Origin of the sequence: Oceanobacillus luteolus, from assembly GCF_042678205.1 — a bacterium.
GTDB classification, from domain to species: Bacteria; Bacillota; Bacilli; order Bacillales; family Amphibacillaceae; genus Oceanobacillus; species Oceanobacillus luteolus.
The window spans coordinates 1-14,801 of record NZ_JBHUDE010000127.1 but is presented as its reverse complement, the minus strand read 5'-3'; the positions used below and the strand labels follow the sequence as shown (position 1 = coordinate 14,801).

The 14,801-nt window shown below is 37.7% G+C and carries 14 protein-coding genes and 1 pseudogene; 6 read left to right on the top strand and 9 right to left on the bottom strand.

The genetic code is table 11. The annotated features are described in order from the left end of the window. Positions 1-133 precede the first annotated feature (133 nt). Together ACFSBH_RS13835 and ACFSBH_RS13830 are read right to left on the bottom strand one after the other, a co-directional pair. Positions 134-991, bottom strand: a complete 858-nt coding sequence (locus tag ACFSBH_RS13835) for a YtnP family quorum-quenching lactonase (protein WP_379598083.1) — start codon at positions 989-991, stop codon at positions 134-136. A gap of 108 nt (positions 992-1,099) precedes the next feature. After that, positions 1,100-1,999, bottom strand: a complete 900-nt coding sequence (locus tag ACFSBH_RS13830; RefSeq protein ID WP_251511617.1) for a DUF4349 domain-containing protein — start codon at positions 1,997-1,999, stop codon at positions 1,100-1,102. Positions 2,000-2,279: 280 nt separating this feature from the next. Here ACFSBH_RS13830 and ACFSBH_RS13825 point away from each other — a divergent pair, with 280 nt between their 5' ends. Continuing rightward, entirely contained in the window at positions 2,280-2,468 is a 189-nt protein-coding gene (locus ACFSBH_RS13825; protein WP_379598081.1) for a hypothetical protein, read from the top strand. Further along, complete coding sequence (locus ACFSBH_RS13820) at positions 2,465-3,940, top strand: sodium:solute symporter family protein (protein WP_379598079.1); 1,476 nt, start codon at positions 2,465-2,467, stop codon at positions 3,938-3,940. Before ACFSBH_RS13825 ends, ACFSBH_RS13820 begins: the two co-directional genes overlap by 4 nt. 113 nt (positions 3,941-4,053) lie before the next feature. On the opposite strand, the pseudogene ybaK reads toward ACFSBH_RS13820, so the two are convergent. From ybaK to ACFSBH_RS13805, 3 genes and pseudogenes are all read right to left on the bottom strand, one after another. Further along, positions 4,054-4,528, bottom strand: a pseudogene (gene ybaK / locus ACFSBH_RS13815) (Cys-tRNA(Pro) deacylase). 87 nt (positions 4,529-4,615) lie between these two features. Beyond that, positions 4,616-6,097 (bottom strand): sodium/proline symporter PutP, encoded by a 1,482-nt coding sequence (gene putP / locus ACFSBH_RS13810; protein WP_251511605.1) that lies wholly within the window; start codon positions 6,095-6,097, stop codon positions 4,616-4,618. Positions 6,098-6,190: 93 nt separating this feature from the next. Beyond that, positions 6,191-7,198, bottom strand: coding sequence for a proline dehydrogenase family protein (locus ACFSBH_RS13805; protein ID WP_251511602.1), 1,008 nt, complete (start codon positions 7,196-7,198; stop codon positions 6,191-6,193). 357 nt (positions 7,199-7,555) lie between these two features. On the opposite strand from ACFSBH_RS13805, the gene ACFSBH_RS13800 reads away from it, so the two are divergent. After that, positions 7,556-8,929 (top strand): sigma-54 interaction domain-containing protein, encoded by a 1,374-nt coding sequence (locus ACFSBH_RS13800; protein ID WP_379598076.1) that lies wholly within the window; start codon positions 7,556-7,558, stop codon positions 8,927-8,929. A gap of 39 nt (positions 8,930-8,968) precedes the next feature. On the opposite strand, the gene ACFSBH_RS13795 is transcribed toward ACFSBH_RS13800, so the two are convergent. Together ACFSBH_RS13795 and ACFSBH_RS13790 are read right to left on the bottom strand one after the other, a co-directional pair. After that, a complete protein-coding gene (locus ACFSBH_RS13795; protein ID WP_251511596.1) occupies positions 8,969-9,280 on the bottom strand; it encodes a YuiB family protein in 312 nt (103 codons plus the stop codon). A gap of 150 nt (positions 9,281-9,430) precedes the next feature. After that, entirely contained in the window at positions 9,431-10,651 is a 1,221-nt protein-coding gene (locus tag ACFSBH_RS13790; RefSeq protein ID WP_379598074.1) for an NAD(P)/FAD-dependent oxidoreductase, read from the bottom strand. Between the two features lie 243 nt (positions 10,652-10,894). Here ACFSBH_RS13790 and ACFSBH_RS13785 point away from each other — a divergent pair, with 243 nt between their 5' ends. After that, positions 10,895-11,887 carry an NAD(P)/FAD-dependent oxidoreductase gene (locus tag ACFSBH_RS13785; RefSeq protein ID WP_251511591.1) on the top strand — a complete coding sequence of 331 codons (993 nt, stop codon included), beginning with the start codon at positions 10,895-10,897 and terminating at the stop codon, positions 11,885-11,887. Positions 11,888-12,099: 212 nt separating this feature from the next. Here the strand turns inward: ACFSBH_RS13785 and ACFSBH_RS13780 are convergent, their stop codons facing one another. Then, positions 12,100-12,456 (bottom strand): HesB/IscA family protein, encoded by a 357-nt coding sequence (locus tag ACFSBH_RS13780; protein ID WP_251511588.1) that lies wholly within the window; start codon positions 12,454-12,456, stop codon positions 12,100-12,102. A 244-nt stretch (positions 12,457-12,700) separates the two neighbouring features. Here ACFSBH_RS13780 and ACFSBH_RS13775 point away from each other — a divergent pair, with 244 nt between their 5' ends. Beyond that, on the top strand, positions 12,701-12,925 hold the full coding sequence (locus ACFSBH_RS13775) for a NifU family protein (RefSeq protein ID WP_251511583.1): 225 nt from the start codon (positions 12,701-12,703) through the stop codon (positions 12,923-12,925). 35 nt (positions 12,926-12,960) lie between these two features. Here the strand turns inward: ACFSBH_RS13775 and ACFSBH_RS13770 are convergent, their stop codons facing one another. Beyond that, positions 12,961-13,932, bottom strand: a complete 972-nt coding sequence (locus ACFSBH_RS13770; protein WP_379598071.1) for a protein kinase family protein — start codon at positions 13,930-13,932, stop codon at positions 12,961-12,963. Between the two features lie 214 nt (positions 13,933-14,146). Between ACFSBH_RS13770 and ACFSBH_RS13765 the strand changes: the two genes are divergently transcribed. After that, entirely contained in the window at positions 14,147-14,659 is a 513-nt protein-coding gene (locus tag ACFSBH_RS13765; RefSeq protein ID WP_251511720.1) for a phosphatidylglycerophosphatase A family protein, read from the top strand. Positions 14,660-14,801 lie beyond the last annotated feature (142 nt).

The window sequence follows — 14,801 nt, the reverse complement described above, 5'->3', positions numbered from 1 at the left end:
GGATGGGAGTCTATTTTCATTGTAAAAATCACCAGAAAATATATCACTTTAACCAAAATAAAAAGCTTGCAGAGAAAAAACACCTACTTTCTCTACAAGCTGAGAAGCGCTTCTTTTAGAAAGCGCTTCTTTTTTATACCTTATACTCATAACGTTTTCTTTTCAACTCATCCATTATCTCGCCGCTTTCATTAAATCTGACTGCTCGGTAATATGCATCATGATAAAATGTATACCAAGCTTCTTTGCTGTATCCAAATTCCATCCATTCTTCCTTCTCGTGAACGGATGTCACTGGATAATCATCATAAGCTAATACCCATAGTTTATTTTGATGGGCATTCGTCGGCATGATATCCCCCATATGAATGAAGCAATCATCTCCATCCTCGAAAATGATGATGGCGTGCCCTTCACTATGACCACCAGTATGGATCATTCGTAAACCATCTACTATCTTCAGTTCATCGGCAAACGTCTCGACCTGATCCTCGATAGGCTGCCAATTTATTTCCCAATATGTATTTACAGATCGTATATTAGGATTACGCATTTCTTCCCACTCAATTGCAGTTGTATAAATGACTGCATTAGTGAAAATCGAATCATATTCATCTCCAACTCGTTTCGATAAACCACTAGCATGATCAAAATGCAAGTGGGTCATCAAAACAGCATCGATATCTGTTGGTAAAAGTCCCAATTCTCCCAAAGACTCTTCAACAAACGAAAGCTCAACTGCTCCAAAATTGTGAATTTGCTTTTCAGTCAATTTGTCGGTTCCAAGCCCAGCATCTATTAAAAAGTTTTTACCATCTAACTGCAGTAAGATTGGATCGGTACGAAGCTCGATTTGATTCTTCTCATTGGATGGATATTTCCTAGACCATAATGCTTTTGGTACAACACCAAACATAGCACCTCCATCCAGATGATTGACTCCCCCTTTAAGCCATGTCAACCTCGCTCGCCCTACTTCTAAAGTTTCCATTATTCTCCTCCAGATGCATATATTATTTCTATCATTTTAACACTAGCTTATATATAATCAAAATATTTTTACTTTATCTACAGAAAACGGAAAAACCCTAGGTCTAGCCTAGGATTTCTCAGATTTTCTTTTCCTTCGCCATGTAAGAAAACCAATTAAAAGTAAAACACCTACTAATAAAAACACAGGAAGATTGCCAATGAAGAATACTATTATTCCAGAAAAAACGGAGATGACAAAGTTTACACTTCTCATGAATTGCTTTTTCGTTTCTTCCCAAGTATTCAGGTCATCATCATCAATAGATGATAGTGTTACATTGTTTTCATATATCCTTATCGTAACCGTAGAAAAGTCTGTTTTATCCTGCAAGTAATTCATCCTGCCTATCAAGGTTTCAATCTCTTCTTGAATGTCAGCCAAATCATTGGATATTTTTAATAGGTCTTCTGTTTTCTCAGCATTTGTCAAAAACTCAAGTAACCTTTCTTCGACTTGGCGTTTTGATTTCATTCTTGACTCTAAATCCACAAACTCCTCTGTTACATCTTGACCGGAAACAGTTTGTTCCACTACCTTCGTACTCCCTTTTTCAACTATTTCTATAAAAGTTCGGAAGTCTTCTTGCGGTATACGAACTGTTATTTGTCCGCTCCTCCCATCTGAATCGTTGTACAGATTAGACTCTACAATATAGCCTCCCAATCTTTCTGTTTCTTTCTGAATATGCTCAGTTATTTCCTGGTAACTTTCCACCTCGACTTGCAGGTCTGCAGTATAAATGACTTTCCGATTATTTCCCTCAGATTCTCTAACTGCGGACTTGTTTTCGACCTCCTCTACTTCAACATCTGCCGATTCAGTAAATGCGAGATTTTCTTCAGCCATATCCGCTCCACTACGATCATACGATTCAACAGACATATCAGCTGTCATCTCACCTGAATCTTGGTTGCTGCACGATAAAAGAAAAAAGACAAGAACTAAAAGTGAAAATAGCTTTCGCATGCCTTGCTGACCCCTTTCAACCTTTTTCTCATTAGACGACAATTCAAAAAGAAAGTTGCAGAAAAGGGAAACTTTATTATCCGTATCGTTTTTTACGACTAGCGAGGGTTACATTAACTAGAAAAGAACGAGATATAAATATTTACTTTCTGTGGCAATTCAAATGGCATTCTGTTATGATTGTTTTTGTAAAATTTAACGAATTAAATGAAACAACTACGCTAACATGTGATGAATTCCACAAAATTTCCAATATACAGAATGGATTGGAGGAAATATCATGAAACACAATGAAAAAGCTTACGCAATCCTAATTACAATATTAATTCTTTTTGCTTTCGTTGTACCTTACACATTACTAAGAAATGTAAATGCATGGTATGGCAGTTTTTTATTTTGGACAGCCTTGACCATACTCGTTATCGGTGTCAACTATATAATGATTAAAGATTGGGGCAAAGAAGAATGAATACTTCCTATATCTGGTGGGCAATTGCAATTTATATATTCATTTCTTTATTAATTGCTTTCATGTCACGCACTGGTAACCAAAATAATATGGTTGGATATTTTCTTGGAGACCGGAAACTTGGAGGGTTTGTTTCAGCGTTAAGCTATAGCGCAACGACCTACAGCGCCTTTATGTTAGTTGGACTGGCCGGTCTAACATACCGTGGTGGAGTTGGGGCGCTTGGATTTGAATTGATATATTTAATGGGAGTTTCACTCATTGCCTTTTTTGGTCCACGTTTTTGGGTTGTTGGAAAAAAATATGGATATGTCACCCCTTCTGAAATGCTGGGTGATCGTTATCAAGACAAGCGAGTGGCTATTATTGTCGCGATATCAAGCTGTCTATTTCTAATTCCGTATAGCGCTGTGCAGCTGACAGGAGTAGGGTATCTGCTTTCAGGTCTTACAAATGGGGGGATTTCCTTTTCTAGCGGAGTTCTAATCGCTACGGTAATGGCTATATTATTTTCATACATTGCAGGCATCCGTTCCGTTGCCTGGACCGACTCCTTACAAGCAATATTTATGATTATTTCCTCAACTCTCGTCATCCTTATATTGATTAATGGGTTGGGTGGGTTCAACGGCTTTTTCCATACTTTAGAAACAAAATACCCAGATTCACTAAGTGTACCAGGTAATGGATTTTTTAGTTTCTTTACGTTTATCGGTATGACAATCCCGTGGATGTTTTTCAGTCTCTCCAACCCTCAAGTCAGTCAGCGATTGTACATGCCGGCATCGATGAAAGATTTAAAAATCATGATTTTAGGCTTTATGATTTTCGGAGTGATTTATACGTTGGTAGCGATTCTTTGGGGCTTTTCAGCAACGATTATGTTTCCTGACTTAGAAAATGTCGATTTAGCTACACCTTTACTTTTGTCTTCTGACATCGTGCCTCCCATACTTGGGGTCATCGTCATGGTGGGGATTATGGCTGCAGCTATTTCAACAATCGACTCCATTCTATTGACGTTAGCATCGGTCTTTGCAAAAGATGTCTATGGAAACATTAAGAAAGAGTCATCTGATAAGATGCAGCTGCGAATAGGGAAAATCATCATTCCGATCATTGCAATTCTAGCTTACCTCTTTGCCGAAATGGAATTGAGCATTATCGCTCTGCTGTCTGTTGCATCTTCCGCTGGTTTGATCATCGTTGTTCCAGCTATTTTCGGTACATTTTTCTGGAAGCGTGGTACTGCAAAAGGGGTGCTGGCCAGTGTGATTATTACTGGGCTTATCGTCATCTGTTTGGAAGCCTTTCAATGGAAGCCACTTGGATTGGCATCTGGAATATGGGGACTAATTTTGTCAACCAGTATCTTTATCATCGTAAGTTTACTTACCAAAGCACCTGTGGAAAAAGCGAATGAATTTATCGATACAGTGAAGGTTGCATTACAGGCTGAAAAAAGAAAGTAAAATAATTGGATTCAACTTAGAAATGTCCAGTACATTACAGATTACTGTATTGTTCTGGACATTTTTGAATGTATGATAGTTTACGGCAAAACAAGCATCTAAAAATCTTATAATTAATCCACCTTTAAATTTTTAAAAACAGCACCTGTGAGTTGCTCCAAATCATATGGAGATAATTCTACTTGACTCCCACGTGCACCGGCAGAAATAACGATGGTTTCTAATTTCTTTGCAGACTCATCGATAAATGTCGGAAAGCTTTTCTTCATTCCAATAGGTGAACAACCTCCGCGAAGGTAGCCAGTTGTTTTTTCCAGATTTTTCATTAATAGCATTTCCACTTTTTTTGTTACCGCTGTGTTTCGCAAGTGCTTTAAGATCAAGTTCATCTTCTGCTCTAATGCAAGCCACAAGAGTACCTGTTTTATCTCCAACTGCTACGAGAGTTTTATATACTTTTTCCAAATCAATATGTGCCTGACTTGCAGCAGTTTTTGCATCCAATCTCTCCTCTGTCCAAGGATATTCGTGAATCTGATAATCTATCTTTCTTTTGTCGAGCAGCCGATGGACATTTGTTTTCTTCATTCAATCACTCTCTACTTCTTTTTTATTAATAACATACATGAATAAGAAAAAAGAGTGAACATTTATGCTCACTCTTTTAAGTGATAATCAGTCCTCAAATTTTGCAAGTCTTACTGCTTCATCAAACTCTTCCTCTACTTCTGGATTGTGCTTGTATGTCAGCTTGCTTACTACACATCCAACAATTAAGGCTAATATAAAACCAGGTACAATTTCATATAAATAATTTTTTAATGGAGTGTTACCCCAAATGAATACTGTAATCGCACCGACAATCATTGCCCAAAGTGCACCAGAGCTTGTAAACTTCTTCCAATACAAGGACATAAGGATTACCGGACCAAAGGAGGCGCCGAACCCTGCCCAAGCGAATTTCACAAGTCCTAAAATGGTATCGTTTTGTTCCCAAGCAAAGTAGATGGCAATCGCTGAAATGAATAATACGGCTAGCCTTCCCATATTTACATAAAACTTATCACTCGCTTCTTTTTTGAAAACCGTCTTATAAATATCCTCAACCAGAGCTGAGGATGAAACAAGAAGCTGAGAAGAAACTGTACTCATTATAGCTGCGAGAACTGCAGCCAACATCAACCCTGCAATAAATGGGTGGAACAGAATCTGTCCTAATGAAAGAAATACCGCTTCAGGATTACTTAAAGTGATTTCTGGATTTTGTTGGAAGTAAGCTGATCCAACCAGGCCTGTAAGTACTGCTCCTCCCAGTGATAATGTAACCCAACCAAAACCAATTCTCCGTGCTGCCTTTGTTTCTTTAGCTGATTTGATCGCCATGAATCTAATGATGATATGTGGTTGTCCAAAGTAACCTAATCCCCAAGCAAGTAACGAAATGACTCCCAGGAAAGTGGTCCCAGATACGATACTAAAAGCATCAGGATTAAATTCCATTGCACTTGCCGTCATTTCTCCAAATCCTCCGGTGGCTAGAATTCCAAATATAGGAACTAGTATAAGGGCTAAAAACATCATGGTACCTTGAACAACATCAGTGTAACTAACCGCTAAGAATCCGCCTATGAAAGTGTAAAGAATAGTTACACCACCAACAATCATAAGTCCAGTTTGATATTTATAATCAAATGCACTTTCGAAGAAGACCCCACCAGCAACCATTCCAGATGAAACATAGAAAGTAAAATAAAGTAAAATAATAAGCCCGGAAACTACTCGTAATATCTTAGCATTATCTTTAAATCGATTATCCAAGAAACTCGGAATTGTAATCGAATTATTTGCCACTTGTGTGTACGTACGAAGTCTTGGTGCAACGATTTTCCAATTCAACCATGTTCCAGCAGCGAGCGCTATCGGCATCCATATTTCTACTAAACCAGCTACATACAAAGCGCCAGGAAGACCCATTAACAACCACTGAGACATGTCCGAGGCACCTGCACTCATAGCAGATGCAACGGGACCTAACTGACGCCCACCGAGCATGTAGTCACCTAAGTTTTTTGTCTTTGAGAATCCAAAGAGACCAATCAATACCATACATATGAAATATAATATGATTGCCATTAACTGATACGTATAATCCGACATCCTTTCCATCTCCCCTTATTAAATTATATTTAAAAAGCTCGAATCTCGAGCTTTTATCGATATTTCATCATTAAAATAATCCTTTATCTTTGTTTATTTATTTCTTGCTTTTTTTCTTCCTACGAGAAATGTAATCGCTGCAATCCCTGCAACACCTGCAACGACCGGTCCTTTTTTGAGCGTATTTTCCTTCGTGTAGAAGGTATCCTTCAATACTAGATTCATATTTTGCGGACGCTCAGCCAACCGACGCATGAAGTATCCGAACCAATCATTGCCGAATGGAATATACGTACAGAAACGGTATCCCTCTTCCGCCAAAGCATATTGCATCTCTGTACGGAAACCATATAGCATTTGAAATTCAAACTTATCTTTATTTATGTTGTTCTCCTCAACATATTTTTTCACTTGATTAATAATATGATGGTCATGTGTTGCAATTGATGTGAAAGCTTCTCCTTGCAGTCGTTCTTTCACTACTTTGATAAAGTTGGCATCAATTTCTTCTTTGGTTTGATAAGCGACATCTTCGGACTCTTTATAAGCCCCTTTTACAATTCGTAATCTGACATCCTTTAATTCTTTCAAATCTTCTTCGGTACGATATAAATAAGTTTGTAAAACAGTTCCAACGTTTTTGTATTCTTTACGAAGCTCCTTCAACAGATCCAAAGTAGGTTGATAATGCACAAATTTTTCCATATCGATATTGACAAATATATGATTTTCATTTGCCTTAGCTACAATATCCCTCATATTTTCCAAGCAAAAGTCCTTGTCAATATCAAGTCCGATTTGTGTAAGTTTAACAGAAATATGACTATCGAGTTCTAGCTCATGAATTTGTTCAATTACGTTAAGGATCTGATTTTTCGCCTCAATAGCCTCCTCACGGTCATATACAAATTCCCCTAAATTATCCAATGTGACGGTGATACCGTGCTGATTCAATTCCCGGACTTTCTTTGCAGCAGCATAGATGTCGGTACCAGCAACAAATTTTTCCGCACCTAAACGGAATCCCCATTTACGTGCATTTTCATTAAGAAATTCACTATTTGATAGTGCAATAAAAAAGTCACGAGTTAAGTTAGCCATGATACATTCTCCTTTTTGAGTTACTCTTGAAGGTGTGCCAATTCTAGCAGCTGTTACAGTGTTGAGATAATTTGCATCATTGAAAGTGCTTACATTTATTTGCGATAGTTTCCAGATTGTGATTTAATCTGTAACTTCTGCTACTGCACTTACTATTATTATAGCAAAAACCATGCCAAATCAAGAGGAGAGATTCATCTTAATTCCGAAATTGCTTCGTATGAATGCCCTTTCATACGAAATTATTTTTATATGAGTTTTAGTTAACGACAATTGTACACGCTATCATTTACACAAGTGTAAATAATCTGTACAATTATTGTACAACTACTTTACAGTTTGGGAGGTACGAATTGGTTGAATGTAAATCAGTTGATTTTAGAAACAGTTCTTTCGACAGAAGATGATGCAATAACAGTGATTAATCGTGATAAAATTGTTTTATATTGGAATGATGCTGCCGTTGCCACTTTTAACATATCAAAAGAAGAAATAATTAATCAATCGATTACTGATTTCTTTAAGGAAGAAGATCTCATGGTTTTGAAAGTACTAGAAACGAAAGAACAAGTGAAGAATATCTATCACCGTCCCAGAGAAGATAAACACGTGGTCATTAACACTACCCCAATTTTTAATAATAGCGGAGAATTAATTGGTGCTGTCTCTGTAGAGAGAGATATTACACAAATTGTACGATTGAGCAATAACTTGGAAACAACTTCGATGGAATTGGATGAACTAAGAAAGAAAGTCAAACAAGTGAACGAAGAATCCCCTTTTGCCAAGTTAAAAGGTCGGAGCACCGCTCTTTTAGATACCATTCAAATTGCTGTAAAGGCTGCAAAAACCGATGCAACCACTTTAATTCTCGGTGAAAGCGGTACCGGAAAAGAAGTATGTGCACAAGCGATTCATGAAGCGAGCTCTCGAGCCGACAAACCGTTTATCCCAGTTAACTGTGGAGCCATCCCCCCTGCCCTATTTGAGAGCGAACTTTTCGGTTATGAAGCGGGTTCTTTTACCGGGGCATCGAAGGAAGGGAAAGCAGGGAAAATTGAAATGGCAGATGGAGGAACGTTATTTCTCGATGAGATTGGTGAGCTTCCGTTGGACATGCAAGTAAAATTGCTGCGGGTGCTGCAAGAAAACCGTATTTATCGGATAGGTGATTCCATCGGTCGTGAAGTGAATGTACGTATTATTGCTGCTACCAACCAAGATCTTACGACAATGATGGTTGAGAATAATTTTCGTGCCGATTTATATTACAGATTAAATGTCATCCAACTTACCATGCCGCCATTACGTGACCGCTTGGATGATATTCCAAGTTTGACAGATTTATTCCTCGAGCAGTTTGCTTTAAAGTACCAATTACCAACACCCGAGCTCCATCATAGCGCCATGCAAATCCTTTTGTCTTATGTATGGCCTGGTAATGTACGTGAACTTAAAAATATGATGGAAAGGTTAGTCATACTCTGTGATAAATCCCAAATTGACAGTGATGATTTATTGAATTACTTCCCAAATCTCATCTCCTCTTCACAACAAATAAGTAATGATGATAAAAGCTCGTCCCTATCAGATGAGAAAGATTCTATTGAAAAAGTATTGATTGAAGAAACGTTGCGTCAAACAAATGGAAATAAATCAGACGCAGCTCGAAGACTTGGTATCTCGCGGGTGACTCTTTATAACAAACTACAAAAGTATCAAATAAAATAGCAGACCAATAATTTGGTCTGCTATTCATATCATTGAGCTCTAAAACATTCGATATCCACTCTTACGCAAAATTCGGATGGTGATCCCCGAAACGATTGTACCGGCAAGTCCGGAACCCATAATGATATAGTCGGCAACCTGTAAAGAAGCTAACCTATCACCCAGTACTTGAAAAGACTCACTCGTATTGGTCAAGTAATCAAAAGTTGAAATCCCATCAATAATAATTATTGCTATAACAGGATAAAGGAAAGACATTAACCAAGTACTCCGTAAAAGCATATTTAAAATAAAAGCAATCCCGAAGAATATTACAAAATAAAGTAGAACAGAAACTACTAGCTGTATCAATGGTGTGGCTCCCTTCGCTTCGTTAAATCAATTAAACATTCACTCCGTTGACTATTGTCTCCAGAATGATAGTTCGTTCATGGAACATAATATCCACGCCTATTTTATAACAAATAAATAGAAAAGCAAAGATAAACAACCTTCCTGCTTTTACGCTTGGAAGAAGTTGAACCGGCCTTTTTTAAGTAAGAGATGAATCCCGCCGAGCCTGAGTAAGTAACGATTTAAGCATATTTTTTTCATTAGATTAGCTTTCCAGCCAAAACTATTCCTGCCGTTTAACGATACTGCCACACCATCTGATGTACCAAGTGAAGCAATCACCGTTTTATTATTTAATTGGAAAGGAATGAGGGCTTCCCCATTAATCTGTGCTTTGATATTTTCAGCAGCTGTTTCCGCTGAGGCAATGGCGATTTCTGCATTTGCCGGATATAGTCGTCCGGTTTCCGGATTACGTATATTGGCACAGTCCCCTACTACATATATTGCTTCATTATCTGGGACACGTAGATCGTTTTCTACTTCTACTTTGCCATTGTTTGTAGGGATGCCTGACTCTTCAAGAAGGGAATTCCCACGCACTCCTCCAGCCCATACAACGGTTTTGGTCGGCAATTCAATCCGTTTACCTAACTTCTCATATACGACACGATCTTCTTTAGTCTCTATAATTTCAGCATCTGTAACAAATTCAACACCTCGGGATTCCAATGAATTCATTGCATAGTTAATGAATTCATTATGGAAACCTGGTAGGATAGTAGATTCACATTCTACTAAAATCACCCGGACTTGAGTGCGATCCACACCATATTCCTTACTCAAGTCTGGAATTCGGTCCACCAATTCTCCAGCGTAGCCAACACCTGTAAATCCTCCACCAGCAATCACAATATTTAGTCTCGCTTGGTTTTTCTTTTCTTCGTTTGCATACTTCGCAAAGTTATACTCCAGGTGCTCTCTAAGAACCCTGGCATTATTTAGGTTCCCTATAGGAAATATATGATCGTTCAAATTAGGATTTGTAATAGCTTCCGCTTCAAAACCTAAACCTATCACTAAAATATCATAAGAGAGTTCACGGTTCTTTAACTTTACTATTTTCTCTTTTTCTTTGATCATCACTACTTCATCAATTACGAGATTGATTTTTTCTTGGTTTATAACATCCCTGATAGGTATGATTGTCCTTTCAGGTTTTAAAGTACCAGCTGCAGTTTCATGCAACCAGGATGTCTGATAGTGATAATCATTTATGTTCACTAATGTAATATCAGCTTCATTCCGATGCAATATTTTCTGTAACTTAGTTGCAGTCATTAAGCCGCTATAGCCCGCCCCTAGAATTACAATTTGTGGTTTATACATGTTAACACTCCATTAGCCATTTTTGCTTTTGTCTTCTTGTTGTCCCAGTGGCTATTTATACTGTACCAATTACATCAGTAGATTATAACATATTTGTAACAAAAATAACATGCTTTGTTACGTTTTTGTAATATTACTAGATTTTTATGGAATGAAAAATTGAGCTTGTTAGTATATAATCAGGTTTGTTTTATGGTAGGATAGGATTGTTGACAATATTAGATAAGGAAAGAGGGAATTCCGTTGTCTGAAGAACTTTATGATATAACGATTATCGGCGCTGGACCGGCAGGTTTATTTACTGCTTTCTATGGAGGTATGCGCCAGGCTAAAGTAAAGATTATTGAAAGTTTACCCCAAACTGGTGGGCAACTCGCTGCCCTTTATCCAGAGAAGTACATATATGATGTTGCTGGCTTTCCAAAAATTAAAGCTGTAGACCTTGTTAAAAACTTAGAAAAGCAAGTAGAGTTTTTTAATCCTACCATTATTTTAGATGAAGCGATTGAAAAGGTTGAAAAACAAGAAGACGGCAGCTTCAAACTTATCGGAGAGAATGGTCAAGTTCATCTTTCTAAGACAATCATCATTACAGCTGGTAATGGAGCTTTCACTCCAAGGCGATTAAACATCGATAATAGTGAAGATTTCGAAGGTATTAATTTACATTACCATGTAACAGATTTAAAACAATTTACAGATAAAAATGTTGTACTTCTTGGAGGTGGAGATTCTGCAGTAGATTGGGCTTTAATGCTTAAGGATATTGCTAAAAGCGTAACCTTAGTGCATAGAAGAGATCAATTCCGTGCTCATGAATCAAGTGTAGAGCAATTGAAGAATTCTACTGTTGAATTGATTACCCCATACGCTGCTGAATCAATTACGACTTCAGACAAAATTGACAGTATTACACTGCAAGAAGTAAGAGGAGAAAATAAAATCACATTAGAAGTCGACGACATCATCTGTAATTATGGTTTCATCTCTTCACTAGGACCAATTAAAGACTGGGGTATTAAAATAGAGAAAAACAGTATTGTTGTCAACTCAAAAATGGAGACAAACATCCCTGGCATCTATGCAGCAGGAGATGTGACCACCTATGATGGCAAGGTGAAATTAATTGTCACCGGCTTCGGGGAAGGGCCTACAGCGGTTAATAATGCTATGCGTTATATGAATCCGAAAGCTCGCGTCCAACCGAGACACTCTACGGACATGGAGATGTTTTAATCAGGATGTAGCTCCGTTATTACTCTTGTGTTGGAAATGGCGATTCCTGTCCAGGCCCAACACAATATAAAAAAAGACAATCCCTACACTTAGTGGATTGTCTTTTTGTTATTCACCCTACAGCACTAGGCTTATCCAATAATTCGATATCAATTAATACTATCTAACGATGACTTTCTTGTTTGAGCCACCCGTTCGTTCCAATAGGAGGACTAACATTTTTCAATTGGACCCTCATATTCCTTTGGACGGAAAGAAGAACCGCAACCACAGGATACAATAGCATTAGGATTATCTATGGAGAAGCCGCCACCCATCAAGTTCTCTTTGAAGTCAATTTTTGTTCCTTCAATGATTGGGACATCTTGACTAAAAAGAACAACTGGTATTTCATTGATTTCTTCCACTATATCCAATTCCTCATTCACGTGCTCATCGAAACTTAAGGAGTACGAAAGGCCACTGCAGCCCCCACCTTGAATACCAAAACGAAGACGTGCTCCCTCTGGTTCATCCTTCATCATTTCCTTGATCTGATCTCTTGCAGAATCTGTCAACGTAATGACCATATCATTACCTCCCTAACTAATCTTGAATATCTTTTATTATACAAAGCCTTCGCAACCAATTCAATCCATCTGCTTCATTATCTGGCCGATGCTTTTCACTAAGATTTCTGATACAATAGTTTCTTTCATTTTACAAAATCAATGAGCAAAGGTACAATATAATTAACTCATATAAAGAATAAAATTACCATAGATTTTTTAATCCAATCGTTTTATACTAGGGATACGAAAGGGGAAATGGTTTATGCACGAGCAAGTTCAAGAAGTATTAAACAAATTGCGCCCATTTTTATTACGTGACGGTGGCGATGTTGAATTAATAGATGTGGATGAGGATGGCATTGTTATGCTCCGATTGATGGGTGCTTGCGGTAACTGTCCAAGTTCAACCATTACATTAAAAGCAGGAATAGAACGAGCATTAATGGCAGAAGTTCCTGGCGTCAAAGAAATAGAACAAGTATTTTAAAGGCAGTTGACATACTGCCTTTTTTCTTTTTGCCTTTAAAGCCATTCCACCTCAGTGAGACCAGCTTCACCTTTGTCAATGCCAACCTTCATGAAGAAATCACGCAGCCTTTCTTCATACTTACCTTGTCGATCAATCATATGAAGATATTCTTCTTCCTTTCCAGATGGATGCTCCGATATCAACAGAGGTTCCATTGCATCAAATAAATGTATTGGAAATAGCAAACGGGCATAAACTAAACGCCAACTGAATAAAGTTAATGGCCTAATTATTTGGTAATCTCTTATAAATTCAAGCAGTGCTTCTTCTGATTGTCCAGTAAGCAATAACAATCGAATGTATTCGGCCAAGTCTCGAGCTGGATGATCATATCCAAGCTGATCTGGCCAAAGCACTTCCCGATTAAACTGATCTTGAAAGCGCAGGAAAGTCACAGTACCTTGATCCATTTCAGAAAATCTGCTTTCGGTTTCTTCTGTTTCACGAAGGTATTGAATCGCATTTTCACTCATACCAATAATATATGGGAGAGTATCTAATAAAATTTTGCTGATGGCATTTCGGTCCTCCACTTGTTGGTGGATCCACTCTTCAAATAATGTAAGTTTATCGATCCAGAGCCTTTTCCACTCACCGTAGCTCGATATTGTCTGAGGCTCAAATCCATAGGTGGAACCAATCTGATGAAATAAGGCTAAACTTCTGCCTGGGCTTTCTCTTTTCATATTGCGTTCAGTAACTTGGTATATTAAAAACTTACTATTACGATACTCAGTGAACCACTCCTCCTTCATATTTTTGATTGGCAAGGCCATTTGTCGAATACCATTTTCTCGTAAATAATAAGCAAGTACCGTCTGTTCCATTTGGATAGTTTCAAGGTTCCTGGATTCCATGTTAAAATAAAAATATCCATCCGATAGAAAGCCCGCCCTATCATCAATCATCACTTTTTCTTCCGGATGTATTTGGTAATAATCAGATAATAGTTCCCTAAAAGACAAAATTAGTTCCTCCTCACCATATAGGGGTATACTAGAACTATATGATGTTAATCCAATCTTCATTCAGCAACACTAAAGTTACGTCGTTCAAGGTTACAAAATGCATGAATCATTAAAAAAGTATTTCTACCGTCTGTTCCCCTATGGCTGAACAGTTGTGCCGAATAAACAGAACCCTGACGGTGATTTAACTACATTTGAAAAGGTGATGAGAATGGAAAAGCGTGTAAAATTAAGTGACTTGGAAAAAAAAGCCCGTCAACTTCTTGAAGAACGCGGTGTAAAAATTGATGATATAGCTGAACTCGTTTATTACTTACAGTCCAGCTACCATAATGAATTGACGATGGATGAATGCAGGTATAATGTCAACAGAGTATTATCAAAGCGTGAAGTACAGAATGCTGTCATTACAGGGATTCAACTCGATGTCCTTGCCGAAAAAAAACTTCTCGAAGAACCATTGCTTGAAACCATTGTTACAGATGAGAGTTTATATGGAGTAGATGAAATTATCGCTTTATCAATTGTAAACGTTTATGGCTCAATCGGATTTACCAATTACGGTTATATCGACAAACAGAAGCCGGGAATTTTGAAAAGATTGAATGATAAATCCAGCGGTAGTGTAAATACATTTCTTGATGATATAGTCGGTGCCATTGCCGCCGCAGCATCAAGCCGTCTAGCGCATTCATCTGTCGATCAAGAAAACATTGTCGATTGAACAATAAAACACGAAAAAAAGCCGCGTATGCGGCTTTTCAGGCTGTCGAGAAACCCTCGACAGCCTATTTATTTCTTTTTATTTATCAAAATAATAAAACAACTCTATTGCCTAATTTGGTATAATATTAGTAATAAAAATA